The organism is Streptomyces sp. NPDC026538 (assembly GCF_055567535.1).
Map to the genome: position 1 here is coordinate 58,727 of NZ_JBVHQG010000014.1, position 24,655 is coordinate 83,381.

Consider the following 24,655-nt stretch of genomic DNA (forward strand, 5'->3'; position numbering starts at 1 on the left):
CGCCTTGCCCGCGCCGGGGAGTAGTGCAGCCATTCAGTCCGAGGTGGAGTGGGTTTAGCGACCTCTCCGTGAGAGCCTTGGCGGCATGGGGGATACGTCGGCTGGACACGACGTCCGGCGGTTTCTGACGGCGATCCGTGTCGGTGACGTCTGCCGTGGGACGGTCGCAGCGGTCGCTCGGTCCGAGATGTCGGTGCTCCTGGACGGCTCCACCGACCGGCCGCTCGGGACGGTGGGGCCGTTGGACGGTTCGTGGCGTCGGCGCTTCTCCGACGTTGCTGTGGTCGGGCAGAGGGTCGCCGGCGAGGTGATCGCGGTGGATCTCGACGCGGGCCGGGTACGGCTGTCGATGGCGGCCACGGAGAACCCGGAGCTCTGGGCGTTCCTCAAGCGGCTTCGTCGTGGTGAGCTCCTGTCCGGCACGGTGGCGGCGATCGAGCGGTTCGGCGTCTTCGTGGCACTGGATGATGGTCCCGAGCATCCGGTGTATCCCGGCGTCGGCTTCATCACTTATCCCGAGCTGTCCTGGCGTCGTTTCGAGGCGGCGTCCGATGTCGTTGAGGTCGGGCAGCGGGTGTCGTGTGAGTTCTTGCAGTTCGACACATGGAACGGGGAGGCTCGGCTGTCCCTGCGGGCGATGCAGCGGGACCCCTTCCTCGTGTTCGTCGACGGCATCGTGGTGGGACAAAGGCTGAGCGGCCGGGTGACGAAACTGGTCCCGTTCGGCGTCTTCGTACAGGTCGCCGAAGGCATCGAGGGCCTGGTGCATCTGTCCGAGCTGAACTCGGCGCCTGTGGCGGCGCCGGAGGATGTCGTACAGGTCGGCGATCAGTTGACGGTTGTCGTCACGGACCTTGACCGCGAGCGACGCCGGCTGTCGCTCTCTCGGCGACAAGCTTGAGCGGTTTCGGCTCGGACCGTGCCTCCAGATGGATATCTGGGTACAAGTAGGCTCGACCGGTGAGAAGTTGCTGCCGCTGACGGTGAAAAATGCCGGTCAGGCGCCCGCTTCCGATGGTCACGAGCACTGATGTGAGTGAGTCCCTGCATCGGGTGAAAGAGGCGCCGGTGGGCGCCAGTGAGGACGAGGTGGCGGCTGCCCTTCCAACGGTCGGCGCTTCGAAAGCATGCCCCGCTGAGCCGTCAATGTCTCGCCGAACGCCGTTGCCGGGCCATGGAGGTCCGTCGCAGATCGACTCTGAGGTTGGAGTGGGTCTGAAGGGCCTTCCGGGCCTCTGAGGCCGCTTGGTTGGCAGCTCGCTTCCGGTGGAGGCCCGAGAACGCGCTGAGGCGTACTTGGGCCTCCAAGGTCCGAGAACGGGCCCCACACCTGTCCCTTTGGCCCCCCAATAACGGGCCGGGAACCGCGCGAGTCCTGCGTGCGACTGACCATCGGCAGAACTGCTTGAGGCAACTCCCCCAGTGCCCGGACGGGTTCAGCGGAGGAACCTCGGGGCTACCTCTCCAAAAGCTCATGTAGGAGGGTGACGACCGCAACGGCCACGCCGAGAGCCGCTCCCAAAGCCACGTGGTTCAAGACCAAGTAGACCGTGAAGCCTCCGGCAAGCATGAGCAGAAGAGTGCGCGTGCTGATCAGATTCATTTACCTCTCCAAGTAGGCGACTTGGAGTCAGCGTCAGCTGCGGTCTGTCTCGGTTGACGATTTCTGACAGCCCACCGTGATCTTTTACAGCTGCTGACACAACATGACGCTAGGTGACATCATGGACAGGTCACATAGGTGGAGACGACGGGGGAAAATGCGTGGCGCAGTGGCTACGGCCGAAGCTTCCTGAGGGGCCGCTCCGCACCTTCAACCATGAGCTCCACACGCTGCATGGCAAGGCGGGGTACCCCTCAGCCCGCAAGCTCTACTTGGCCGTGGGTAAGGTCGTGAGTCACACGAACATCCATCACGCCTTCATCAAGCCCAACCTGCCGACGTGGGGCGTGGTCGAGTTGGTTGTCGAACAACTAGCTCAGCTGGCTCGACCACGCCTCGCGGCTGAGTCGGAGGTCAACCGCTTCAAGGCCCTCTGGGACGCAGCACATGCTGCAACTGCGATCTTGACACCCCTAGATCCAGAACGACCGCCCACGCGCGAACGCGAGTCCGGATCCGACGGTGTTGCGTCCACGTTCCTTCCCGGTGCGTTCATCAACCGAAACCGGCTCATCTATGAGGTGATCGTCGATCTCCACAAGGCGGGAAGACCCGTGGGTGTACCTCAAGTAGCTGCGGAGCTTGAGAGTCGGGGAAAGCTTGAATTCTGCGGTGGCGAGGAATATTTGTTCGATTGCGTGAAGGTTGCCATCAAGGGCGCCTATGAGGCTGGGATGAGTCTCCCGGAGTTCGGCGTCCTGAACGCGCGCAAGGTCCAGACCGACGCCAAGGCTCGGGAAGAGCTGCTCACCGCGGTGTTCGAACGCCCCTCAGACCCCGAGAGAGCGCGGAGAGCGTACGACCGAGTCACAGAACTACATCCGGGCTGGATGCGTCGGCAGGGCGAAAAGGATGCATCGACCTGACTCCTGCGGCATGGGAGCGCGGCAGGCATCGTCGTCCCCCGGGAGTCGCCGCGGTCCTTGGCTGCGTACGCCGCCGTGCGTGCTTGTGGGGGTGCCTCGGAGCTCTGGTGGCCGTGGTCGCCATCGTCGTGATCGTGGTGGCGGTCGCGGTCGGGACGAGCAAGAGCCCCAGCCATTCGCCGTCGGTCGACGCGAAGATCACGTCATGCACTGTCGACCCGACTGCCTTCGGCTGGAGTGTAGATTCGCAACCACACTTCGAAAGCACCGACGTATGGCGTCACGGTCGAGTTCGACACCCCGAATGGGACGCGAGTTTCGGAGGGCGCGGCTCTGTCCCTGACCGTTGCAGCCGGCCAGACGGTGAAGAATTTGGCCGGTGGTTCGGACCAGGTCACGCAGAAGGTGACGTGCAAAGTGACTAAGGTAAACCGGATCGCGGGCTGAGAATGAGTTTGCTCGGGGCGCCCTTCCGTGTAGCGGGCCGTTGTTTCGCGGCCCATGGGAGTTTATGGGGCGTTCTTCAGGACTCATCATCGTAGCCGTAGAGCATGTTTTCGAAATCGATAACACTCGGCTCGGAATCCAGCTCTTCTCGGGATGTATCAACCATTGCATATTTACTTGCCTTCTCAAAGGCAATTTTGAGGTTGACTAGGCCGAACGCGTATTCGTGGTAGCCCGGAGTGAAGCCAAGGAAGAGTGCGCTGCCGGGAAGCTTATCGATGCTGGGATTCTTCCGCTTGGCATTCGTGGGATCCCGACGTGCTGTTGCCCCAGTCAGACGTGCATCGCTAAGGTGCTCAATTGTATTGCGCAGCACACGTATCACTTGATCATTCTCGTTATGCGCGTCATCGCTTTCACTGGGTGCCTGGGTGAGCTTCCGGTAGGCGCTTAGACGCCATTTCAGTTGGCGTGATCTTGCGGCAGTCTGGGGTGATGACTGCTGCGCTTGTCGAGCGGATGGCGCCGGAAGAGCTGTGGACGTTGTTTCAGCGGGTGGTGCCGCCGGCGCCGGTCCGACCGCAAGGCGGAGGACATCGTCGGCGCGGGGACCGCGAGGTGCTGGCGGCGATCATCTTCGTGGCCACCTCGGGCTGCACCTGGAATCAACTCCCGCCAGGCTTCGGCCTGTCCGGGGTCACCGCCTTTCGGCGGTTCACCGAGTGGACCGAGGCCAGGGTGTGGGCCAAACTCCACCGCCTGGTCCTGGACGAACTCGGCGCCCGGGGCGAGCTGGACTGGTCGCGGTGCGCGATCGACTCCGTCAGCGTCCGGGCCCTCAAAGGGGGCAGCTGACGGGACCGAATCCGACCGACCGCGGCAAGAAGGGATCGAAAATCCACCTCATCGTCGACCGCCAGGGACTGCCCCTGTCGATCGGCATCTCCGCCGCCAACCTCCACGACAGCCAGGCCCTCATCCCCCTGGTCCGTGGCATCCCGCCCATTCGCTCCCGTCGTGGCCCACGGCGCAGGCGCCCCGGGAAGCTGCACGGTGACAAGGGCTATGACTACCGCCACCTGCGCCGATGGCTCGCTTCCCGTGGCATTCGGCATCGCCTGGCCCGCAAAGGCATCGAGTCATCTCGGCACCTGGGCCGACACCGCTGGGTCGTGGAGCGGACCGTGTCCTGGCTGTCCGGCTGCCGACGCCTGCACCGCCGCTACGAACGCAAGCCGGAACACTTCCTCGCCTTCACCGCCATCGCCGCAACCCTCATATGTCACCGCAGACTGACCAAATGAAATGGCGTCTTAGCCATTGTTCCATCTGATACAGGCCCATGATCAAGTAGTAGCCACGGACCCAGACGTCTTCGAGAGCAAGCGACAGGTCGTGTTGATCTGGCGACCAGTCCTCCATGTACTCGATCGCGCGGTCAGTCCATGCCGCCTTCATGGCTGCCTGGTAATAGCTGTGAGCGGCGCGTTGCACGTCTCTGGCCCACATGCCCAGCATCCTGGTCACCCGGCGGAGATGGACGGCCTCGTCTTCGTCTGGCGTTGGCTCCAGGGACTTACGTCGCGAGTCCTCCGGGAGGGGTGCTGCGAGGTAATAGCCGTCACCGTCGGGGGAGATGTGGAGCCCTCGAAACCTCGGCTCCCATCCATCGGGTGGCGTCCAATCGTCTACAGGTGGCGGCCAATCGTTTGCTGGAGGCCAGCTGGGCGGCGGGAAGTAGCGCATGAGCCCTCCGATCGGGTGGTCTGAAGCAGTTGCGACGTACGCTGATTCTCCCTCGTGCGCTCAAGGTGGTCCCGGGATTCTCCTCGCGCAGTAAGGATTCTGGGAGACGAGCGAGCGCCAAGGGCCTGGCCAGCCACACGGACAAGAGGAAGGCCCTGTCCCTCGACTACAAGGCGGCTCGCTCCGCTCACCGCGCATGCCCGGCCCCGCGGGGCTGCGTTCCTAATGGCGAGGTAAGACGCTGGGCGGTGTCTCATGGCCGAGTGTCTTGTCGATGGCGGCCACGGAGAACCTGGAGCTGCACGTTGACCGAGAGCGACGCCGGCTGTCACTTTCTCGGCGACAAGCTTGAGCTGTTGCCGTTCTGACCGTGCCCGCAGATGGATACTTGGCCACAAGTAAGCAACAGCGGCAAGAAGTTGCGGCCGCTGACGGTCAAGAACGCAGGTCAGGCGCCATCTTCGAGCGGTCATACGCACTGACGTGAGCGAGGCACTCGATCGGGTGATTGAGGCCCTCGTGGGGGCGAGTAAGGACGAAGTGGCTGCTGCGCTTACGGCTGTCGGCGTTTTGAGTTCTGGGCAGCCACCCCCGCACTCTGCGCCCAACACGCCCCTGCCGAGATATGGAGGCTCGCCGCACATCCACTCAGAGGTGGAGTGGGTCCGAGCTCGCCATTAGGATCTACGCGATCGTGCGACCTGCACTTCGTGAGCCCTTTCATCGGTCGCGACGGCGGTCCGGCTTCTTGACTTCGTCTTGCCCCAGCAGGCGGTCAAGCACAGCCAGAGCAGCCCGCCTCCGGCTCGCGTCACGGCTCCACACAGCGGGGCAGATCACACAGATGAAGACGCACGCCGGCAGCACGGCGCACATGAGAGCCGGGAGGAAGCTGCCGCTCCACACGGCGTTCGGGACGCCCAGGATCGCGGCGGCCGGCCTCCTGGTCGTCGGCATCGGGCTGATGCTGCACGCCGGTTGACGGGCGGCGATATTGTCGTTGCCTTGACGAACCGTTCTTCGAACGTTCAGCTGAGCGCCTGTATCCGGGCTGTGTGGTCTCCGTAAGGTCCCTGCGGATTGCGAATGAAGGGACGCACGGGACTCATGGACACACTCCACGCAGTCCGGGCCCGCGGGATCAGCAAGTGCTTCGGCGATGTCGTCGCACTCGATGGCGTGGACCTGGATGTGACGCAAGGTCAGATCCACGGTCTGGTCGGACCGAACGGCGCCGGCAAGACGACACTGCTCGGCCTGCTGCTGGGGCTGGCCGTCGCCGACGGCGGCCGGCTGGAGATCCTGGGGACGCCGGTCGAGCGGGCGCTCGCCGCTCCCGACGGTGTCGCCGGCTTCGTGGACGCGCCCGGTCTCTACCCCTCGCTGACCGCCCGGCAGAACCTCGCCGCGCTGGCCGCGCTCCGCGGCCTGGACGCGGGGACGGCGGGCATCGACGGCGTGCTCGGCGAGGTCGGGCTCACCGATGTCGCCGACGACAGGACCCGCGGCTTTTCCCTCGGCATGCGCCAGCGGCTCGGGCTCGCTGCCGCCCTGCTCACCCGGCCCCGGCTGCTCGTGCTCGACGAACCGTCCAACGGCCTCGACCCGGCCGGCAAGAGACATGTGCACCGGGTCCTCACCCGGCTCGCCGCCGCCGGAACGGGCGTGGTGCTCTCCAGCCACCGGATGGACGACCTGGAGGCACTGTGCTCCGAGGTCACCATCCTCGCCACCGGACGCGTGGTCTTCTCCGGCCCGCTGAACAAGCTGGCCGCCGAGAACCGCGAACTCGACTACCGGCTGCGCACCTCCGACCCCGAGACCGCGCGCAGGCTCGCCGCCGACACGGCCGGCATCCGGGTCGTCGACGACAGCGGCATACGGCAGGACGCCGACGTGCTCGTCGTACGCGCACTGGTGCCCGCCCTCGACGAACTCGTCGCGAAGGTCGTGCGGTCGGACGTCGCGGTGCGCGAACTCGCTCCCGTCGTATCGCCCCTCGAAGCCGCGTTCCTCGCCCTCACCGAGCAGCAGGAGGCCGGTCGATGACCGCGGCCACAGTCGAAAGCAGCGTTGCTTCCGCCCGCCGTGTCCCGGTGTCGCGCGGCTACCGCTTCGAACTCGTCAAGCTCGTCTCGCAGTGGCGGATCCGGCTGCTGATGCTCGCCTGCTGGATCGCGCCGGCGCTCTTCGTCGCCGGGGTGAGCGGGCAGAGCACGCTCCCCTCCGACACGCTCTTCGGCCGCTGGATGCACGCCACGGGCTGGGCCGGACCGCTGGTGATGCTCGGTTTCGCGGGCACCTGGGCGCTGCCGCTGCTGACCTCGGTGGTCGCCGGTGACGTGTTCGCCTCCGAGGACCGGCTCGGTACGTGGCGTCACCTGCTGGTGGCGGTCCGCTCGCCCGCGCGGATCTTCGTGGCGAAGTCACTGGCCAGCCTCACCGTCATCCTGCTGCTGGTGGCCGGGCTGACCGTCTCCAGCGCGGTCGGCGGACTGGCGGCGGTCGGCAACCAGCCCCTGGTGGGACTGGACGGGCATCTGCTGACGCCCGGGGACGCGGCCGGCCGGGTCCTGCTCTCCTGGGTCGCGGCTCTCGCCCCGACCCTTGCGCTCGCCGCGATCGGGCTCCTCGGTTCGGTCGCCCTCGGGCGCTCTCCGATGGGGCTGCTGCTGCCCCCGATCGTCGCGCTCGCGATGTCGGTCGCCCAGATGCTGCCGCTGCCCGTCGCCGTGCGCCTCGCCCTGCCCACCTACGCCTTCATCTCCTGGAACGGCCTGTTCACCAGCCCGGCCCAGCTCGCCCCGCTCCTGACCGCCGTCGCGGTCAGCCTGGTGTGGGCGGTGCTCGCGACCGCCTTGGCCTACGTGCTGTTCATACGACGGGACTTCACCAACCCCGCCTACGACGGCTCCGGGCGCCGCGCGTTCGCCCTCGGCGTGCTGCCGCTGGCCGCGTTGACCGCCGTCACCGTCGGGGCGGTCGCCGTGGCCACCCCCTCGACGGGCTCCGGCATCGCACAGGACAAGGTGCAGAAGTCCCTCGCCACGGTCTTCGCGCACCTCTACCGCCTGCAGACGCAGGAACTCCATCGACCCGCCGTCACCGAAAAACAGTTGGGGGCCACGGCGGCGTGTACCAAGAGTGACGGCCAGGCCGCCCAGGAGGGCGCGGGGAACGACTGGCGTTGCGTGGTGAGCTGGCACCTCCCCGGCGTCTCGGTGACGGGGACGGCGGTCTACCAGCTCGACATCACCTCGGACGGGCGGTTCGTGGCGGACGGCGACGGTCCCAAGGAAGTCAACGGCTACTTCCTGGTGCGGACCGCGACCGGCGACGCCCCGAATCCGCTCTGGCAGTTCGACGGCAACGTCGAACTGCTCGACACCCACTGAAGGGAACAGTTCCGTGCAGGTAACCCGCCAGCGTCGGATCAACGAGAACAAACAGTTCAACATCTTCGGCAGACACTTCGGCCGCCGGACCCTGCTGGTGACGACGGGCATCGCCGTCGCCCTCGGTGTCACGGGCACCGCGGTCGCCTCGACGTACCAGTTCGGCACCCAGCAGGTCGGCCAGACCACGGCCAACGGCCAGGTGGTCTCCGCCGACCAGTACATCAACCCCTACGGCAGCCGTACCGTCATCAACGACGGCAAGATCATGTCGTCGGCGGTCAGCCCGGACGGCACCCACCTCGCGGCCTCGGTAGCCGACGGTGACGCGTCCCTGGTGATCATGGACCTGGCCACCGGGCAGGTGAAGCAGAAGATCGGCACCAACGCGGCGGACGACCTGCGCATCAGCAGCGGCGCGGTCGGCCAGGAGGGCCCGACCTACTCGCCCGACGGCACGCAGCTGTGGCTGGGCCAGGCGAACGGCTACACCAGGTTCACCGTCAACGCCGACGGCACCCTCGCGGCCCCGACGGCCGTCCCGATAGCGGCCGACGGCTCCAAGCAGGCGCTGGTGGGCGCGGCGGTGTTCTCGGCGGACGGCTCCACCGTGTACTCCGCGGTCAACGGCCAGAACAAGGTGGTCGCGATCGACGCGGCGACCGGCACGATCAAGCAGACATGGGCCGTCGGCAACGCCCCGCGCGGTCTCGCCCTGGTCGGCGGCAAGCTCTACGTCAGCAACGAGGGCGGGCGCCCGGCCAAGGCCGGCGACACCACCATCAACTCCTACGGCACCGACGTGGTCGCCAATCCGAAGACCGGCGCATCCACCACCGGCACCGTCAGCGTCATCGACACCGCGGACCCGTCCGCCGCCGTCGGCACCATCGACGTCGGACTGCACCCCACCGCCGTGTACGCGAGCAAGGGCACGGTGTTCGTCACCAACACCGCCGACAACAACGTGTCGGTCATCGACACCCGCAAGGACAAGGTCGTCCAGACCATCGCCACCCAGCCGTGGCCCGAGGCGTCGGTCGGCTACGAGCCCAACGCGGTGACGCTCACCGACGACGGTCGGCTGCTGGTGACGCTCGGCCGCGCCAACGCGGTCGCCGTCTACCGCTACACCTCCCCGCAGATGCCGGCCCGCTACGTCGGCCTGCTCCCGACGGACTACTTCCCGTCGGGGATCACCGCCCTCGGCAATAAGGTCGTCGTCGCCAACACCCGTGGTGTCGACGCCCTGCGCCCCGACGCGGCCGGCCACAACACGCACGACACCACGTCGAGCCTCACCCAGTTCACGCTGCCGAGCGACCAGGTCGTCAGGTCCGAGACGGCGAAGGTGTTCAAGCAGAACGGCTGGACGTCCAACTCGGTCAAGACCACCAAGGGCAACGGCAACAAGAAGGCCGTCCCGGTCCCCAAGCGCATCGGCGACCCCTCGACGATCAAGCACGTCTTCCTGCTCGTCAAGGAGAACCGTACCTACGACCAGGTCTTCGGCGACCTCCCGCAGGGCAACGGCAACTCCTCGCTCACGCAGTTCGGCGAGAACGTGACGCCGAACCAGCACGCGCTGGCCCAGCAGTTCGGGCTGTACGACAACTTCTACGACATCGGCACCAACTCCGCCGAGGGCCACAACTGGCTGATGCAGTCCGACAACCCGGAGTACACCGAGTCGTCGGCCGGCGAGTACACGCGCAGCTACGACACCGAGAACGACGTCCTCGGCCACCAGAAGACCGGGTTCATCTGGACCGGCGCGCAGGCGGCCGGGAAGTCCGTCAAGGACTTCGGCGAGTTCCAGTCGCTGGAGACCAAGCCGTCCGGCGCGAACTGGCAGAACCTGTACTGCGACAGCAAGAACATGGCCGCGACCGGAGCGCAGACCGCCTACCCCATCAAGACGGGCTCGGCGATCCCCTCCCTCAACGACGTGTCCGTGCAGGGCTTCCCGCTGTTCGACCTCAACGTCCCTGACATCTACAAAGAGCAGATCTGGAAGCAGGACTTCGAGAAGAACGGCCCCGCGAACCTGAACATGTTCTGGTTCTCCAACGACCACACCGGCGGCCCGGCCAACGCGGCCGCCGAGGTCGCCGACAACGACCTCGCGGTCGGCAGGATGGTCGACCAGATCACCCACAGCAAGTACTGGAAGGACTCGGCGATCTTCGTCGTCGAGGACGACTCCCAGGCCGGCCTCGACCACGTCGACGGCCACCGCGCCCCGGTCCAGGTCATCAGCCCGTACGCCCAGCACGGCACGGTCGACGACCACTACTACTCGCAGATCACCATGGTCCGCACGATCGAGCAGATCCTCGGGATCCACCCGATGAACCAGCTCGACAGCGCGGCCACCCCCATGTACGGGGCGTTCACCCGGAAGGCGGACGACACGCCGTTCACGGCGGTCCCCAACCGGACCTCCCTGACTCTCGGCGTGAAACCCCAGCCGTCCTGCGGCCCGGACACCCCGGCAGCCCAGGACCCCGACGCGGCCGCCGCGCCCACGACCGTCTCCGTACCGGCCGCCGAGAAGACGGTCGCGGCACAGTGGCGGAGCTGGGCCTCGCACCAGCGGCTGACCGGCCCGAACGCCGTGCCGGACTACGCCAACCCCACCCAGATGAACCGTTACACCTGGTACCAGACCCACAACTGGACCAAGCCGTACCCGGGTGACAAGAAGATCTACACGCCGAACGACGTTCCGGGCGCCTACCTGCCGTCGTCGGAGAACGACGGCTGACCCGGCCCGCTCACGTCAAGGGACCCCGGCCGGCGCCGGGGTCCCTTGTGTCTTCTGTCCCGGAACGGGTAGACGTCGCGCGCGAAGCGCGCCGGCGTGCGCCAGGCTGGCCTGCGGAACGTACGAAGACAGGGAGATGTCATGACCGACAAGCCGACCGTGGCCGCGCTGGGCACCGGCATCATGGGCGCCGCGATGGCCCGCAACCTCCTGAAGGCCGGGTTCACCGTACGCGCCTGGAACCGCACCCGCGCCAAGGCCGAACCCCTCGCCGCCGACGGAGCCCAGGTCACCGACACCCCGGCCGAGGCCGTCGAGGGCGCCGACGTCGTCCTGACCATGCTCTACGACGGCGCCACCGCACTGGAGACCATGCGGGAGGCCGCCGACGCGCTGCGCCCCGGTGTCGTCTGGGCTCAGTCCACCACCGCCGGACTCGACCAGATCCCCGAACTGGCCGCCTTCGCCCGCGAGCACGGCCTGGTCTTCTACGACGCCCCGGTCCTCGGCACCCGCCAGCCCGCCGAGGCAGGACAGCTCACCGTCCTGGCCGCAGGGCCCGAACAGGGCCGGGAGACGGTCACGCCGGTCTTCGACGCCGTCGGCGCCCGCACGCTGTGGACCGGCGACGACGGGTCCTCGGCCGCCGCGACCCGGCTCAAGCTCGTCGCCAACAGCTGGGTCCTCGCGGTGACGGCGGCGACCGGCGAGGTGGTGGCCCTCGCCCAGAGCCTCGACGTCGACCCGCACAGCTTCTTCGACCTGATCGCGGGCGGCCCGCTCGACATGGGCTATCTGCGGGCCAAGGCCGGGCTGATCATCGACGGCGGACTGACCCCGCCGTCCTTCGCGGTGGACACGGCAGGGAAGGACGCCCGGCTGATCGTCGCCGCCGGCGCGAGCCACGGCGTGCGCCTCGATGTCGCCGAGGCGGCCGCCGAACGCTTCGCTCGCGCCGCCGCCCAGGGGCACGCCGACGAGGACATGGCCGCCGCGTACTTCGCGAGCTTCGACGGCAAGTGACCGGCGCGCCGGGGGTGCCGTCCGGTGCCGACGTGACGCGCGGGGCCCCGAGGGAGCACCCTGGAAGCAGCGATTGCGGAGGTGATCCCCATGATGCAAACCGCTGTGGGATGGCACGTAGAGCTGGAGTTCCTGGAGGACGACACGCACACGCGCGCGGTCGCCATGGTGCGTCTGCCCGACGGCACCGAGGTACGCGCGCACGGCCACGCCAGCCGTCATGAGTCCGACAGCAACCAGCCCAGAGTCGGGGAGGAGATCGCGGGAGCCCGCGCCATGAACGAACTGGCCATGCAGTTGCTGAGCAAGGCGCACGGCGAGATCGACGCGGACTCCGGGCGGCACTCGCATCCGATCAACGTGTGAGGAAGCGCGGGCGCGCGGGGTGCGGGCGTGCTTGCGCGGGGCGTGTGAGGCCGTGCCCGCGCGGGGGCGCGTGGGGTTCGCGTGCCCGGGGCGTGTGGTGTTCGCGCGCGCCGGGCGTGCAGAGCGTGCACGCCCGGCGCGCATAGCGCTGAAGCGCGGGCGTGTGTGTTGTGGCGCGTACGCGGGCGCCGGGGTGTGTGTGCGGCGCCGGTTACGCCAGCGCCGTGCGCACCGCCCGCACCAGCGCCTGCGCCCGCGGGTCCGCCGTCACGCTCTTGCGGAAGCCGTTGGTGACATAGCCGAAGGCGATGCCCGACTCGGGGTCCGCGAAGCCTAGTGCGCCGCCCCGGCCCGGGTGGCCGAAGGACGTGGGGGAGAGCAGCGGGGACGCGCTGCCGTGCAGCATGTAGCCGAGCCCGAAGCGGGTGGAGACGACCAGCACCCGGTCCGGCCCCGCCGACTGCTCGGCGCGGGCCAGCTCCACGGTCTCCGGCGCGAACAGCCGCTTGCCGCCGTCGACCTCGCCGACGAGGGAGGCGTAGAAGCGGGCCAGGCCGTCGGCGGTGGCGATGCCGTTGGAAGCGGGCAGGGCGGCCGCGCGGTAGCCGGGGTCGTTCTCGTCCGGGAGCGGGCTGATCGCGCCGAACGCCCGGCGGGTCAGCGACCCGGGGTCGGCGTACGCCTCGGAGACGGCCCGCTTGGGCCGGGTCCGCAGCGCGCCGGCGGTCTCCGGTGCCTCGACGGGCCCGACACGCCCCACGCGCGCGTGCTCCGCCTCCGGCAACCCGAGCCACAGCTCGGCACCGACCGGTCCGGCGATCTCGTCCGCGATCCACTCGCCGACGCCCCGCCCGGTCACCCGCCGCACCAGCTCACCGGTGAGCCAGCTGTACGTCTGCGCGTGATAGCCGTGATCGGTGCCCGGCTCCCACACCGGCGCCTGCGCCGCGACCGCGGCCGCGCCCAGATCGGGGTCGGCGGCCTCCTCCGGAGTGAGCGGCCGGTCCAGCGCCGGTACGCCCGCGCGGTGCGCGAGCAGGTGCCGCACCAGCGTCCGCTCCTTGCCGGCCGCCTTGAACTCCGGCCAGAGGTCACCCACCGGGGCGTCCAGGTCCAGCTCCCCGCGCTGCCGCAGAAGCAGCAGTACGGCGGCGGCGACGCCCTTGGTCGCCGAGCGCACGATCTGGGCGGTGCCGTGCTCCCAGGGCGCCTCGCCGGCGTCCCCGTCGAAGTCCCGGGCGCCGCCCCACAGGTCGACGACCCGGTGCCCGTCCCGGTACACGGCGACCGCCGCGCCCCGGTCCCCGAGCAGTTCGAAGTTCTTCGCGAACGCGTCCCTGACCGGCTCGAAGCCCTCGGCCACAGTGCCGTTCACGTCCACGCCCGCCACATCCTTCCTGATCGCCTGCACCCTTGGAGGCAACGCACCCGCGGGGCCCGCGATTCCTCGGTACCGGGGCGGCACGGGCGTGAGCTGTGCCTCAGTGAGGTGTGCCTCAGGGGTGTGCCTGAGCGGGAGGGGCGTGCGGTCAGCCGAGCACGATCGTCACGTCGATGTTGTCGCGGGTCGCGTTGGAGTACGGACACACCTCGTGGGCGGCGTCCACCAGCTTCGCCGCGATGTCCGCGTCCAGGACCGGGAGCGAGACGCTGAGCGCGACGGCGAGACCGTAGCCGCGCCGCTTGTTGGGGCCGATGCCGACCTTCGCGGCGACCGTGGAGCCGGTCAGGTCGTAGCCCGAGCGGTTGCCGACCAGGATCAGCGCGTTGTGGAAGCAGGAGCTGTAGCCCGCCGCGAACAACTGCTCCGGGTTGGTGCCGTTGCCGTCGCCGCCCAGCTCCGGAGGCATCGCGACCTTGAGGTCGATCTGGCCGTCCTGGCTGGTCACATACCCGTCCCGGCCACCGTGTGCGGTCGCCTCGGCGACATACATGATCTTCGTCGGACGGGTGTCGACGGTGGCGCCTTCGGTCACGGCGGGACCTCCCCCAGGGTGGAAACGATGATGGGCAACACGATGGTGTGCAAGTACATCGTGCACAAGGTACCGACCGGTAGGAAGCCTCTGGATCGCCAGGGGGTGGAAACCGTGGGTAACAGCGGGGCGGGGTGATGAGGGTGGGGGCGGGGCGCGCGATGTTGGGGTGCGCGCCGGGCGCGGGCAGCGCTACCTTGGGCGTGCGGCCGCGCCGTTCGCGCGATCCGCGAGCGCCCGCAACTCCTCGCGCAACCGCACGACGTCCGCGCCGTCGAGTCCCGTCGTCGTGAGCAGGACGCCGGGTACGCGCGCCGCGCGCTCCCGCAGTTCCTCCGCACGCTCGGTGCACGCGACGAGCACCGAGCGCTCGTCCCGCTCCGCGCGCTCCCTGCGCACCAGACCCGCCGCCTCCAGCCGCTTCAGCAGCGGCGACACCGTGCCGTAGTCGAGGCGGAGCGCGCCGGCCAGTTCCTTCACCGTGGTCTCGCCCCGCTCCCACAGGACGAGCAGCACGAGGTACTGCGGGTAGGTGAGCCCGAGGTCGTCGAGGAGCGGGCGGTAGGCGGCGGTCACGGCACGCTGCGCGGCGTACAGCGCGAAGCACAGCTGGTCGTCCAGCCGTGGCGGCCCCGTGTCCTCTTGATGCGTCACCCGCCCATTGTCACGGACGCGAGGACGCGCGGGACGGTCGTCAGGGAATCGCGTCAGGCGCCGCCGCGTCCCGCCGTCGCCGCGCGCGGGTCGAAGCCGAACGGCAGTTCCAGCCGGTGGGCGCGCATCAGGGCGTCGTCGGAGAGGAGTTCACCGGTGGGGCCGTCGGCGGCGATCGTGCCGTCGCTGAGGATCAGGGAGCGCGGGCACAGCTCCAGGGCGTAGGGCAGGTCGTGGGTGACCATGAGGACCGTGACGTCCAGGGAGCGCAGGATGTCGGCGAGTTCGCGGCGGGAGGCCGGGTCGAGGTTGGAGGAGGGCTCGTCGAGGACGAGGATCTCCGGTTCCATGGCGAGGACGGTGGCGACGGCGACCCGGCGGCGCTGGCCGAAGGAGAGGTGGTGCGGCGGGCGTTCGGCGAAGCCGGCCATGCCGACCCGTTCCAGGGCGGTCCGCACGCGTGCGTCGAGTTCGGCGCCCTTCAGGCCGGCCGCCGCCGGTCCGAACGCCACGTCCTCCCGGACCGTCGGCATGAACAGCTGGTCGTCGGGGTCCTGGAACACGATGCCGACCCGGCGCCGGATCTCCGCCATGTGCCGCTTGCCGACCGGCAGTCCGGCCACCGTGACCGTGCCGGTGCCGCCGCTCAGGATGCCGTTGAGGTGCAGGACGAGGGTGGTCTTGCCGGCGCCGTTCGGCCCGAGCAGCGCGACCCGCTCGCCGCGCGCGACGGTGAAGTCGACGCCGAACAGGGCCTGGTGCCCGTCGGGGTAGGCGAAGGCGAGGCCGGAGACCTCCAGGGAAGCAGTCACAGGGCCCATCCCAACACGCAGACGACAAGAGCGGACAAGGGCAGTGCGAGGGCGTGGGACCACTGCGCCCGGGACGCGGTCACCTCGTCGATGACCGGCATCGAGCCGGCGTAACCGCGGCTCACCATGGCCAGGTGGACGCGCTCCCCGCGCTCGTAGGAGCGGATGAACAGCGCGCCGGCGGACTTCGCGAGCACGCCCCAGTGGCGCACGCCCCGCGCCTCGAAGCCGCGCGACTCCCGCGCGATCCGCATCCGGCGCATCTCGTCGGTGATGACATCGCCGTAGCGGATCATGAAGGAGGCGATCTGGACGAGCAGCGGCGGGAGTCTCAGCCTCTGGAGCCCGAGGAGCAGTTCGCGAAGTTCCGTGGTGGCCGCCAGGAGCACCGAGGCGGCGACGCCGAGGGTGCCCTTGGCGAGTACGTTCCAGGCGCCCCACAGGCCGTTCACGCTGAGCGAGAGGCCGAGCACGTCGACCCGTTCGCCCTCCGCCACGAACGGCATCAGCACCGCGAAGGCGACGAACGGCACCTCGATCAGCAGTCGGCGCAGGACGAAGGAAGCGGGCACGCGCGCGTGTTGCGCGACGCCCGCGAGGAGCACGGCGTACAGGGCGAACGCCCACATGGCCGTGCGCGGTGTGGAGACCACGACGACCACGAAGGCGAAGGCGGCGGCCAGCTTGGTGTGCGGGGGGAGCGCGTGCACGGGGGAGTGCGCGTGCCGATAGAGCCTGTGAGCGTGTCCGGCGCCCATGTCAGAGTGCCTCGGACGGCGCTTCCGCGCCCCGGCGCCTGCGTACCGCCCAGAACACCGTGCTGCCTGCGACGACGGTCACGCCGACGCCGATGACGCCCGCGAGACCGCCGGAGAGACGGGCGTCGGAGACGTCCTTGACGCCGTAGTCGGCGAGCGGGGAGTCGGCGGCCGCGTGCTTCTGCGCTTTCCCGTCGATGCCCTTGTCGTGGGCGACCTTCTCCAGACCGTCCGGGTCGGCGGAGGCGTAGAAGCTGACGACGCCGGCGAGGACCAGGGAGGTGGCGAGCCCGGTGATCCACAGCGCGCGCCGCGAGGTGCGCGCCGTCACGGGCGCCGTGGGCGCCGGGCGCGACGGGGACGCGTCCACCAGCACGCCGTTCACGCGCAACTTCAGCCCCTGCCGCAGCTCGCGCGCCCCGTACACCAGGTCCGGGCGCACCGCGATGACGGCGCCGACCGTGAGCGCGGTGATCGCGGCCTCGCCGATGCCGATGAGGACGTGCACACCGATCATGGCCGTGGCCACCTTGCCGATGGAGACATCGGTGGTGCCGCCGATCGCGTACAGCAACGTGAAGGCGACGGAGGCGGCCGGGACGGAGAGCAGGGCGGCGACGAAGGAGGCGGCGGTCACCGAACGCCGGCTGCGCGGCAGGACCGTCAGCAGCCCCCGGAAGACGGCGTACGCGACGACGGTCGTCACGATCGCCATGTCGGTGATGTTGACGCCGAGCGCGGTCAGGCCGCCGTCCGCGAACAGGATGCCCTGCATCAGCAGCACCACGGAGACGCACAGGACGCCCGTATAAGGGCCGACGAGTATCGCGGCCAGCGCTCCGCCCAGGAGATGCCCGCTTGTTCCGGCCGCGACGGGGAAGTTGAGCATCTGTACGGCGAAGATGAACGCCGCCACCAGGCCGGCGAGTGGTGCCGTGCGCTCGTCCAGTTCACGGCGGGCGCCGCGCAGGCTCACGGCGAGGGCACCGGCCGCGACCACCGCGGTGACCGCAGAAGTGGGGGCGTCGATGAATCCGTCAGGTACATGCACCGTTCGATTTTAAGGTGTTGTTGCGAAGCTTTTGCAAGAGCGAGAGAGTCGTGTATCGCACACCGAGGTCGGCCGAAGCATGTCGAGGTGCACCGAAGAACCGCATGAGATGTCACGGCCTCCGCAAGCACAATCCGGAAAATGTGCGACATTTAGAGAAGAAGCGGATGCACAGCTTTCGCAAAGGTAACGGAGCGTAAAGGGCAGTCCGATGTCTGTAGTCGAGCAGTATGCGCGAGCCCACATCGTCACGGACGAGGACGCGCGGGAGGACCCGGGTGCGGTGCCCGTCGTCCTGCGCTACGACCCCGATGCCGATCCGCGATCGGTGCGCGTCGGCCTGCCCGGGACGGACGAGTGGACGTTCTCACGCGCGCTGCTTGAACAGGGGCTCAGGTCACCGGCGGAGAGCGGTGACGTACGGGTGTGGCCGCTGGGGCGGGTGCAGGCCGTGGTGGAGTTCCACTCCGACCACGGCACGGCGGTGGTGCAGTTCGAGTCCAAGGCGCTGCTGCGCTTCCTCAGGCGCACCTACATGAGCACCCCTGTGGCCGGCTAGCGCCGCCTACAGCGACGACCCCAGCTTCAGCAGCGCCGCCACGATCGGCCCGGCCGTGTCGCCGCCGTGGCCGCCGGCCTGGACCACGCCCGCGCCCACCAGATCGCCCTTGTACGCCGTGAACCAGCCGTTCGGCTTCTTCTGCCCGTCGACCTCCGCCGAACCCGTCTTGGCGCCGTAGTCCGGGCCGAGACCGGCCATCGCCTTGGCGGCCGTGCCGTACGCCGCCGTGTACTGCATGACCTCCTTCAGCTCGGACTGCGTCTTCGCGGACATCGTGCGCGAGGCCTTGGCGACGGTCCGGGTGTCGACCGAGGGGGAGACCAGGTAGGGCTGGTGGAAGACGCCCGATTCGACCGTGGACGCCACCGACGCCATGTTCAGCGGGTTCATCCGCACCCCGCCCTGCCCGATCAGCGAGGCGCCCATCTGCGCGCCGCTCTGCACCGGCACCGAGCCGTCGAAGGTCGGGACGCCGATGGCCCAGTTGTTCATGCCGAGGCCGTAGACCTGCTGTGCCTCGGTCGTCAGGTCGCTGTTGGACAGCTTGGGCGCGAAGTTGATGAAGGCGTTGTTGCAGGATGCCCCGAAGGCCAGCTTGAACGTGCCCTTCTTGATCTCGGAGTCGTCGTCGTTGTGGAACGTCCAACCGGCCAGCTTGTACGTCTTGGGGCAGGGGTGGGAGGCGTCCGGGGTGATGAGGCCCTTCTCGAACAGCATCGTCGAGGTGACGATCTTCATCGTGGAGCCGGGGGCCAGCGAGCCCTGGAAGGCCACGTTGAAGCCGTGGCTGGAGTTGGCCACGGCGTAGATCTCGCCGGTCGACGGACGCATGACGACGACCGAGGCGTTCTTCTGCGTGGTGACCTGCTTCTCGGCGGCCGCCTGGAGGGTCGGGCTGAGCGTCGTCTTCACCGTGCCCGGCGTGCCCTTGCTGAGCTCCAGGAGGGTCTTGTCGGACAGCTTCGCCTTCTGGGACGCCTTGCCGCGCACCACGCGCAGTTCGACGCCCGCCTTGCCGCCGGCCTTCTTGCCGAACTTCTCGCGCAGCCCGTCCAGGACCGTGCCCAGCGACGGGTACTTGGCGGTGGTGATCTCCCCGCCGTCGCGGTCCAGCGCCTTGATGGGCGGCGTGCCGGACTCGCCGGTGGCCAGGGTGTCGCCGTCCGCGAGGTCCGGGTGGACGACCGCGGCGTGCCAGTCGACCACCGGCTTGCCGTCGCTGGTGCGCCGCACCACGCTGAACGAGGAGTCGTACGACAGGGGCTTGCTGACGCCCTTGTACGACACCGTCGCCTTCACCGAGAACGGGACCTTGGCGCCGGTGCGCGCACCCTCGGTGAGCGTGACGTCCTTGACGTGGGCGTCCTTGGCGTAGCCGGTGAGCAGCCTGACGCAGGCCTGGGCGTCGTCCGTGACGGCGGCGGCCCGCGTGACCTTGCCCTGCTGCCAGGACGCCAGGAAGGTCCGCGCCGTCGTCTGCACCTCGGTCGCCGACAACGGCCCGGTCTTGACGGGCTTGGCGGCCGCCTTCGACGCCGCGTCGGCCGCTCCGCCGCCGTACAGCGCGTAGAGGCCGAAGCCGGCGCCGCCGACCACGACGGCGATCATCCCGCCGATGACGGCGGGTCTCTTCTTCCGTCGTTCGACGACGCGCCTTCTCTTGCCCACAGTCCAGTTCCTCCGCGCACTTCCCCAGGGCCCCCGCCGCCCCGTAGCCCTCACGCTCCCCAACGACTGCAACAGCCTAGAGTCCCGCCCTGTGGGAGTGACTTCAGCCACCGATCCGTAGCACACTCGCGACAATCGGACCGGCCGCGTCGATGCCGTGGCCGCCGTCCTGGGTCATGGCCGCGGCCGCGACGTCGTCGCGGTAGCCGGCGAACCAGCTGTTCGACTTGGACTGTCCGTCGACCTCCGCCGAACCCGTCTTGGCGCCGATGCTGCCGTGCAGCCCGCTCATCACCCCGGCCGCGGTGCCGCTGGTCGCGGTGCGGTTCATCATGGAGCGCAACTGGCCGACCGTGTTCGCCGACAGGCCCTTCGCGGTGGCCACTTCACGGCCGTCCAGCTTCTGGGAAACGAGCACCGGCTGCCGGAAGGCTCCCGTCATCGCGGTCGCCGTCACCGACGCCATGTTCAGCGGGCTCATCTGCACCTGGCCCTGGCCGATGAGGTTGGCCGCGGTGTCCGGGCCGCCGGAGGCGGGGACACGGCCGTCGAAGCTCGGGATGCCGACCTTCCAGTCGTTGCGCCCGAGCCCGAAGCGGTCCTCGGCCTCCTTGGTGAGCGAGTCGACCTGGACGGAGTCCGCGTACTTCACGAACGCCGTGTTGCAGGATCGCGCGAAGCTGTCCGAGAGGGTGGCCTTCAGGTCCGGCTGCAGTCCCTTGAGGTTGCTGAAGGTCTGGCTCTGCCAGGTCGCGGTCGACGGGCAGGGCGCCGGGCCGTTCATCGTGGTGATCCCGGTGTCGATGAGGGTGGCCGCGCTGATGATCTTCATGGTGGAGCCGGGTGCCAGTTCGCCGAGGAAGGCCGCGTTGAAGCCGTCCTCACGGTGGTTGGCGACCGCGAGCACCTCGCCGGTGCTGGGCTTGACGGCCACCACCGACGACTCGGCGTACTTCGTCACCGCGGTCTCGGCGGCGGCCTGCACGCGCGCGTCGAGCGTCGTGCGCAGCCTGCCCGCCCTGCCCGCCGCGAGGGTCAGCAGCGTGGTGTCGGCGGACTCCTGGGACGCGTGCTGGATCACCAGTTCCACGCCCGGTGTGCCGCCCGCCTTGTCGCCGTAGCGGCTGCGCAGCTCGTCCAGGATCGGGCCCAGGGACGGGTACTTGTCCTTGCTGAGGACCGTGCCGTTGCGGTCGACGGCCTCGATCGGCGGGCTCGCCGCCTCGCCGGTGGCCAGTGTGTCGCCGCGTCTGAGCTGCGGATGGACCACGGACGGCTGCCAGTCGACGAGCGCGCGGTGCGTGGTCTCGCCGCGCACGACCCGCAGCGTGCTCCGGTAGGTGAGCGTCTTCGACTTCCCGTCGTAGGACACCGTCCCCTTCACGTTGAACGGCACGGTGGCTCCGGTCGCCTTGCCGGGCGTGATGTGCACGTCCTTGATGTGCGCGGTGGCGCTGAAGGAGGTGAGCACCGGTTCGGCGTCGGCGGAGTCGTTCGTGTACGACGCCGCGGTCACCGACTGGCCCTTCTCCCAGGCCGCGAAGAACTTGCCCGTGGTGTCCCTGATCTCGTCCGCGGTGGGCGGTCCGGTCCGTACGGCCGGCGTGCCGCCGCCGTCGCCGCGCACCGCCGACAGCACGTTGTAGGCGCCGTATCCGGCTCCGCCCACCATCACGGTGCAGACGCCGCCGATTATGGCCGCCTTGACCCCCTTGCGCATGGTGCGAATCCCCTCCCCGTGAGCTTTTGCCGCATTTTGTGAACGCGTTCAAAAGCTGGCTCTGGTGCGCACTCTAGGCGGATGTGAGGGCCCTGTGTCAGATGTTGACTAATTGTTGTCTGAACAGAAATCAGGGATGTGGCTCATACCCAGGTATCCAGCCACATACGTGAACGCCAGGAATCGATGGGAATCGCCGTGCCCGTGTACAGCGGCCAGAAATAGATGAAGTTCCAGGCGATCAGCAGGACGAGTACGCCGGCTCCGGACGCACCGACCAGGCGGCGGGTGTCGCTGGAGCCCGGCGGGCCGATGATCGCGCCGATCATCATCGCCACCGCCAGACACAGGAACGGCACGAAGACGACGGCGTAGAAGAGGAAGATCGTGCGCTCCTGGTACATGAACCAGGGCAGGTAACCGGCCGCGATGCCGCAGGCGATGGCGCCGGCCCGCCAGTCACGACGGAACGCCCACCGCCACAGGATGTACAGGATCGCGAAGCAGGCCGCCCACCACAGCAGCGGCGTGCCGATCGCCAGCACCTCGCGCGCGCACTTCTGTCCGGCGTTTGACGGGCAGCCGTCCGCGCCGGGGGAGGGCGACTCGTAGAAGTACGAAACCGGGCGGCCCAGCACCAGCCAGGACCACGGGTTGGACATGTAGGTGTGCGGCGACGACAGGCCGACGTGGAAGAGGTACACCTCGTGCTCGTAGTGCCACAGGCTGCGCAGCCAGTCCGGCAGGAACGTCCAGTCGCCGCCCTTGCCGTCGGTGGCCGCCCAGTTGCGGAAGTAGCCGCCGCTGCCGTCGGTCGGGGACAGGATCCAGCCGATCCAGGACGTCAGGTAGACGGCGGTCGCCACCGGGACCGTCGCCAGGAACGTGATCCCCGTGTCGTACTTCAGGACCGCCTTGTACGGATGCCGGGCGCCGGCCACCTTGCGGGCGCCGACGTCCCACAACACCGCCATCAGGCCGAACGCGACCATGATGTAGAGGCCGTTCCACTTGGTGCCGATCGCGAGGCCCAGCAGCACACCCGCCGCCCAGCGCCAGGGACGCCAGCCGAAGCGGAAAGCGTCGGCCACGCGCGCGTCGGGGCGGATCCGGCCGTCCGCGTCGGGCGGCAGCGCGGCCGCGAGTCTCTCCCGTGACCTGTCCCGGTCGATGACCAGGCAGCCGAAGGCCGCCAGCACGAAGAACATCAGCACGCCGTCGAGCAGCGAGGTGCGGCTCATCACGAAGTGCAGCCCGTCCACCGCCATCAGGCCGCCCGCCAGGCAGCCCAGGAAGGTGGAACGGAACATCCGGCGCCCGATCCGGCACAACAGCAGCACGCTCAGCGTGCCCAGCAGCGCCGTCATGAAGCGCCAGCCGAACGGGTCGAAGCCGAAGATCAGCTCCCCGAGCCCGATGACGTACTTGCCGACCGGCGGGTGCACCACGTACGCAGCGTCCGCCGGGACCGTGACATGGCCGTTCGCATGCAGGATCAGATCGTTGGCGTTCTTGTCCCAGTTGACCTCGAAACCGCGGTGGACGAGCGCCCACGCGTCCTTCGCGTAGTACGTCTCGTCGAATATCACCGCCTTCGGGCTTCCCAGGTTCCAGAACCGCAGCAGGCCCGCCACCAGCGTCACCAGGAGCGGGCCGCCCCAGGCCGACCACCGCGTGATCCGCTCGGCGAGCACCGGGGGCACGCCCAGGCCGAGCCACAGCCGGGAGCTGGGCTCGGTGTACGGCGGGACCAGGCGGTCGACGACATCGGCGCCCGCGCCGGCGCCCGCGGCGCTTCCGCCGCCGGTGGTGTGCGCCGTGTGCGCCGGGCTCGCCGTGTAGCCGAATCGGCGCAGCCGCTGCTGCCACGTCGACCGCTCGTCGAGCGCTGCCTGGCCCTGCCGGGTGTCCGTGGAGGACGCGGTACTGGTCACCGCGCCATCGTAGGGAACCGTTCTGTGTGAGTCCCGTGCAATGGGGCTTAGAGGTGGGTTCCTTTGCGATCGGCGGCCGCGGTTGCCGGGGACGGCGCTGTCGGTGGCGGCTGCGAGGATGGGGGCGTGACTGGAACCCTTGTCCTCGCAGGCACCCCCATCGGCGACGTCGCGGACGCGCCGCCCCGGCTCGCGGCCGAGCTGACCGGCGCCGATGTGATCGCGGCCGAGGACACCCGGCGGCTGCGGTGGCTCACGCAGGCGCTGGGTGTGACACCCAAGGGGCGCGTGGTGTCGTACTTCGAGGGCAACGAGGCCGCCCGCACGCCCGAGCTGGTCGAGGAACTCGTCGGCGGCGCGCGCGTGCTGCTCGTCACCGACGCCGGGATGCCCTCCGTCTCCGACCCGGGCTACCGGCTGGTCGCGGCCGCCGTGGAGAAGGAGATCCGCGTCACCGCCGTCCCGGGGCCGTCCGCCGTGCTCACCGCGCTCGCGCTGTCCGGGCTGCCCGTCGACCGGTTCTGCTTCGAGGGGTTCCTGCCGCGCAAGGCCGGCGAACGCCGCTCCCGGCTCCAGGAGGTCGCCGAGGAGCGTCGCACCCTCGTCTACTTCGAGGCACCGCACCGCCTCGACGACACCCTCGCCGCCATGGCCGAGGTCTTCGGTGCCGAGCGGCGGGCCGCCGTCTGCCGTGAGCTGACCAAGACGTACGAGGAGGTACGGCGCGGTCCGCTGGCCGAACTCGCGGTGTGGGCCGCCGACGGGGTGCGCGGCGAGATCACCGTCGTCGTCGAGGGCGCCCCCGAGCGCGGGCCCGAGGAACTCGACGCGGCGGAACTCGTCCGGCGGGTGCGGGTCCGCGAGGAGGCCGGCGAGCGCCGCAAGGAGGCGATCGCCGCGGTGGCGGTCGAGGCGGGGATTCCCAAGCGGGTCGTGTTCGACGCGGTGGTGGCGGCGAAGCGCGCCGACGGGTGAGGCCGGTTTCGGCAGCGCCGTCGTGGTTGCTCCTGTGCAGTGGAGTGCGGGTCGCCGGGGGCCGGCCGGGCAGTTCCGCGCGCCCCTGACGGGGCGCCCCGGGACCCGGAGCCGGCGAGGGGGCACCCCTTGATCCTTGAGCGCGTCGCTCTTCCTCTGAGTATGCGCCTCTGACCTGCGGTGATGTGTCCTCTGAGCGGGGCGCGCCTCCTCTGAGCGCGCGCCCCACGGGACGGTAAAGCAAGGGCGGGAAACGCAAAGCCCAGCCCTAC

The 24,655-nt window shown here is 69.2% G+C and carries 21 protein-coding genes; 11 read left to right on the forward strand and 10 right to left on the reverse strand.

Annotated elements, in window-relative coordinates; all coding sequences use genetic code 11:
- Positions 1-85: 85 nt before the first annotated feature.
- Positions 86-901, forward strand: a complete 816-nt coding sequence (locus ACZ4N4_RS39895; RefSeq protein WP_467598282.1) for a S1 RNA-binding domain-containing protein — start codon at positions 86-88, stop codon at positions 899-901.
- Positions 902-1,764: 863 nt separating this feature from the next.
- Positions 1,765-2,529, forward strand: coding sequence for a DnaB-like helicase N-terminal domain-containing protein (locus tag ACZ4N4_RS39900; RefSeq protein WP_467598285.1), 765 nt, complete (start codon positions 1,765-1,767; stop codon positions 2,527-2,529).
- A 523-nt stretch (positions 2,530-3,052) separates the two neighbouring features.
- Here the strand turns inward: ACZ4N4_RS39900 and ACZ4N4_RS39905 are convergent.
- The gene (locus tag ACZ4N4_RS39905) at positions 3,053-3,361 is read right to left on the reverse strand and encodes a hypothetical protein (protein WP_467598288.1); all 309 of its coding nucleotides are present in this window, start codon (positions 3,359-3,361) and stop codon (positions 3,053-3,055) included.
- 110 nt (positions 3,362-3,471) lie between these two features.
- Between ACZ4N4_RS39905 and ACZ4N4_RS39910 the strand changes: the two genes are divergently transcribed.
- The 7 genes from ACZ4N4_RS39910 (at position 3,472) to ACZ4N4_RS39940 (ending at position 12,273) form a co-directional block, all read left to right on the forward strand.
- Positions 3,472-4,280 (forward strand): IS5 family transposase gene (locus ACZ4N4_RS39910; protein WP_211294726.1). Its coding sequence is split into 2 segments (ribosomal slippage): positions 3,472-3,819 and positions 3,822-4,280, totalling 807 coding nucleotides; the frame shifts between segments, so codons are not numbered across the junction.
- Positions 4,281-5,566: 1,286 nt separating this feature from the next.
- On the forward strand, positions 5,567-5,704 hold the full coding sequence (locus ACZ4N4_RS39915; RefSeq protein WP_467598668.1) for a hypothetical protein: 138 nt from the start codon (positions 5,567-5,569) through the stop codon (positions 5,702-5,704).
- Between the two features lie 125 nt (positions 5,705-5,829).
- Complete coding sequence (locus tag ACZ4N4_RS39920) at positions 5,830-6,771, forward strand: ABC transporter ATP-binding protein (RefSeq protein WP_467598291.1); 942 nt, start codon at positions 5,830-5,832, stop codon at positions 6,769-6,771.
- A complete protein-coding gene (locus tag ACZ4N4_RS39925; protein WP_467598294.1) occupies positions 6,768-8,117 on the forward strand; it encodes an ABC transporter permease in 1,350 nt (449 codons plus the stop codon). Before ACZ4N4_RS39920 ends, ACZ4N4_RS39925 begins: the two co-directional genes overlap by 4 nt.
- Before the next feature lie 13 nt (positions 8,118-8,130).
- Positions 8,131-10,884 (forward strand): bifunctional YncE family protein/alkaline phosphatase family protein, encoded by a 2,754-nt coding sequence (locus ACZ4N4_RS39930; protein ID WP_467598297.1) that lies wholly within the window; start codon positions 8,131-8,133, stop codon positions 10,882-10,884.
- A gap of 141 nt (positions 10,885-11,025) precedes the next feature.
- On the forward strand, positions 11,026-11,907 hold the full coding sequence (locus ACZ4N4_RS39935; protein WP_467598300.1) for an NAD(P)-dependent oxidoreductase: 882 nt from the start codon (positions 11,026-11,028) through the stop codon (positions 11,905-11,907).
- 90 nt (positions 11,908-11,997) lie between these two features.
- Entirely contained in the window at positions 11,998-12,273 is a 276-nt protein-coding gene (locus ACZ4N4_RS39940) for a DUF1876 domain-containing protein (protein ID WP_450765465.1), read from the forward strand.
- 211 nt (positions 12,274-12,484) lie between these two features.
- Here the strand turns inward: ACZ4N4_RS39940 and ACZ4N4_RS39945 are convergent, their stop codons facing one another.
- From ACZ4N4_RS39945 to ACZ4N4_RS39970, 6 genes are all read right to left on the reverse strand, one after another.
- Positions 12,485-13,654 carry a serine hydrolase domain-containing protein gene (locus ACZ4N4_RS39945; protein WP_467598303.1) on the reverse strand — a complete coding sequence of 390 codons (1,170 nt, stop codon included), beginning with the start codon at positions 13,652-13,654 and terminating at the stop codon, positions 12,485-12,487.
- Between the two features lie 148 nt (positions 13,655-13,802).
- The gene (locus ACZ4N4_RS39950; RefSeq protein WP_393842790.1) at positions 13,803-14,207 is read right to left on the reverse strand and encodes an organic hydroperoxide resistance protein; all 405 of its coding nucleotides are present in this window, start codon (positions 14,205-14,207) and stop codon (positions 13,803-13,805) included.
- A gap of 234 nt (positions 14,208-14,441) precedes the next feature.
- Positions 14,442-14,903: a MarR family winged helix-turn-helix transcriptional regulator gene (locus ACZ4N4_RS39955; protein ID WP_467598306.1), complete on the reverse strand. Its 462-nt coding sequence runs from the start codon at positions 14,901-14,903 to the stop codon at positions 14,442-14,444.
- Between the two features lie 53 nt (positions 14,904-14,956).
- Positions 14,957-15,724 (reverse strand): energy-coupling factor ABC transporter ATP-binding protein, encoded by a 768-nt coding sequence (locus tag ACZ4N4_RS39960; protein WP_453564906.1) that lies wholly within the window; start codon positions 15,722-15,724, stop codon positions 14,957-14,959.
- Complete coding sequence (gene cbiQ / locus ACZ4N4_RS39965; protein ID WP_467598309.1) at positions 15,712-16,473, reverse strand: cobalt ECF transporter T component CbiQ; 762 nt, start codon at positions 16,471-16,473, stop codon at positions 15,712-15,714. The genes ACZ4N4_RS39960 and cbiQ overlap by 13 nt, the downstream gene beginning before the upstream one ends.
- 1 nt (position 16,474) lies before the next feature.
- A complete protein-coding gene (locus ACZ4N4_RS39970) occupies positions 16,475-17,524 on the reverse strand; it encodes an energy-coupling factor ABC transporter permease (RefSeq protein WP_467598312.1) in 1,050 nt (349 codons plus the stop codon).
- Between the two features lie 211 nt (positions 17,525-17,735).
- On the opposite strand from ACZ4N4_RS39970, the gene ACZ4N4_RS39975 reads away from it, so the two are divergent.
- Positions 17,736-18,083, forward strand: a complete 348-nt coding sequence (locus ACZ4N4_RS39975; protein ID WP_467598315.1) for an SsgA family sporulation/cell division regulator — start codon at positions 17,736-17,738, stop codon at positions 18,081-18,083.
- 6 nt (positions 18,084-18,089) lie between these two features.
- Here the strand turns inward: ACZ4N4_RS39975 and ACZ4N4_RS39980 are convergent, their stop codons facing one another.
- The 3 genes from ACZ4N4_RS39980 to ACZ4N4_RS39990 all read right to left on the reverse strand — a co-directional run bounded on the left by ACZ4N4_RS39980 (position 18,090) and on the right by ACZ4N4_RS39990 (position 23,408).
- Positions 18,090-19,754 (reverse strand): penicillin-binding transpeptidase domain-containing protein, encoded by a 1,665-nt coding sequence (locus ACZ4N4_RS39980; protein WP_467598317.1) that lies wholly within the window; start codon positions 19,752-19,754, stop codon positions 18,090-18,092.
- A gap of 103 nt (positions 19,755-19,857) precedes the next feature.
- Positions 19,858-21,474 (reverse strand): penicillin-binding transpeptidase domain-containing protein, encoded by a 1,617-nt coding sequence (locus tag ACZ4N4_RS39985; protein ID WP_467598320.1) that lies wholly within the window; start codon positions 21,472-21,474, stop codon positions 19,858-19,860.
- A 143-nt stretch (positions 21,475-21,617) separates the two neighbouring features.
- Positions 21,618-23,408 (reverse strand): dolichyl-phosphate-mannose--protein mannosyltransferase, encoded by a 1,791-nt coding sequence (locus ACZ4N4_RS39990; protein WP_467598323.1) that lies wholly within the window; start codon positions 23,406-23,408, stop codon positions 21,618-21,620.
- Positions 23,409-23,534: 126 nt separating this feature from the next.
- Here ACZ4N4_RS39990 and rsmI point away from each other — a divergent pair, with 126 nt between their 5' ends.
- On the forward strand, positions 23,535-24,383 hold the full coding sequence (gene rsmI, locus ACZ4N4_RS39995; protein WP_450765487.1) for a 16S rRNA (cytidine(1402)-2'-O)-methyltransferase: 849 nt from the start codon (positions 23,535-23,537) through the stop codon (positions 24,381-24,383).
- The last annotated feature ends 272 nt before the right edge of the window (positions 24,384-24,655 follow it).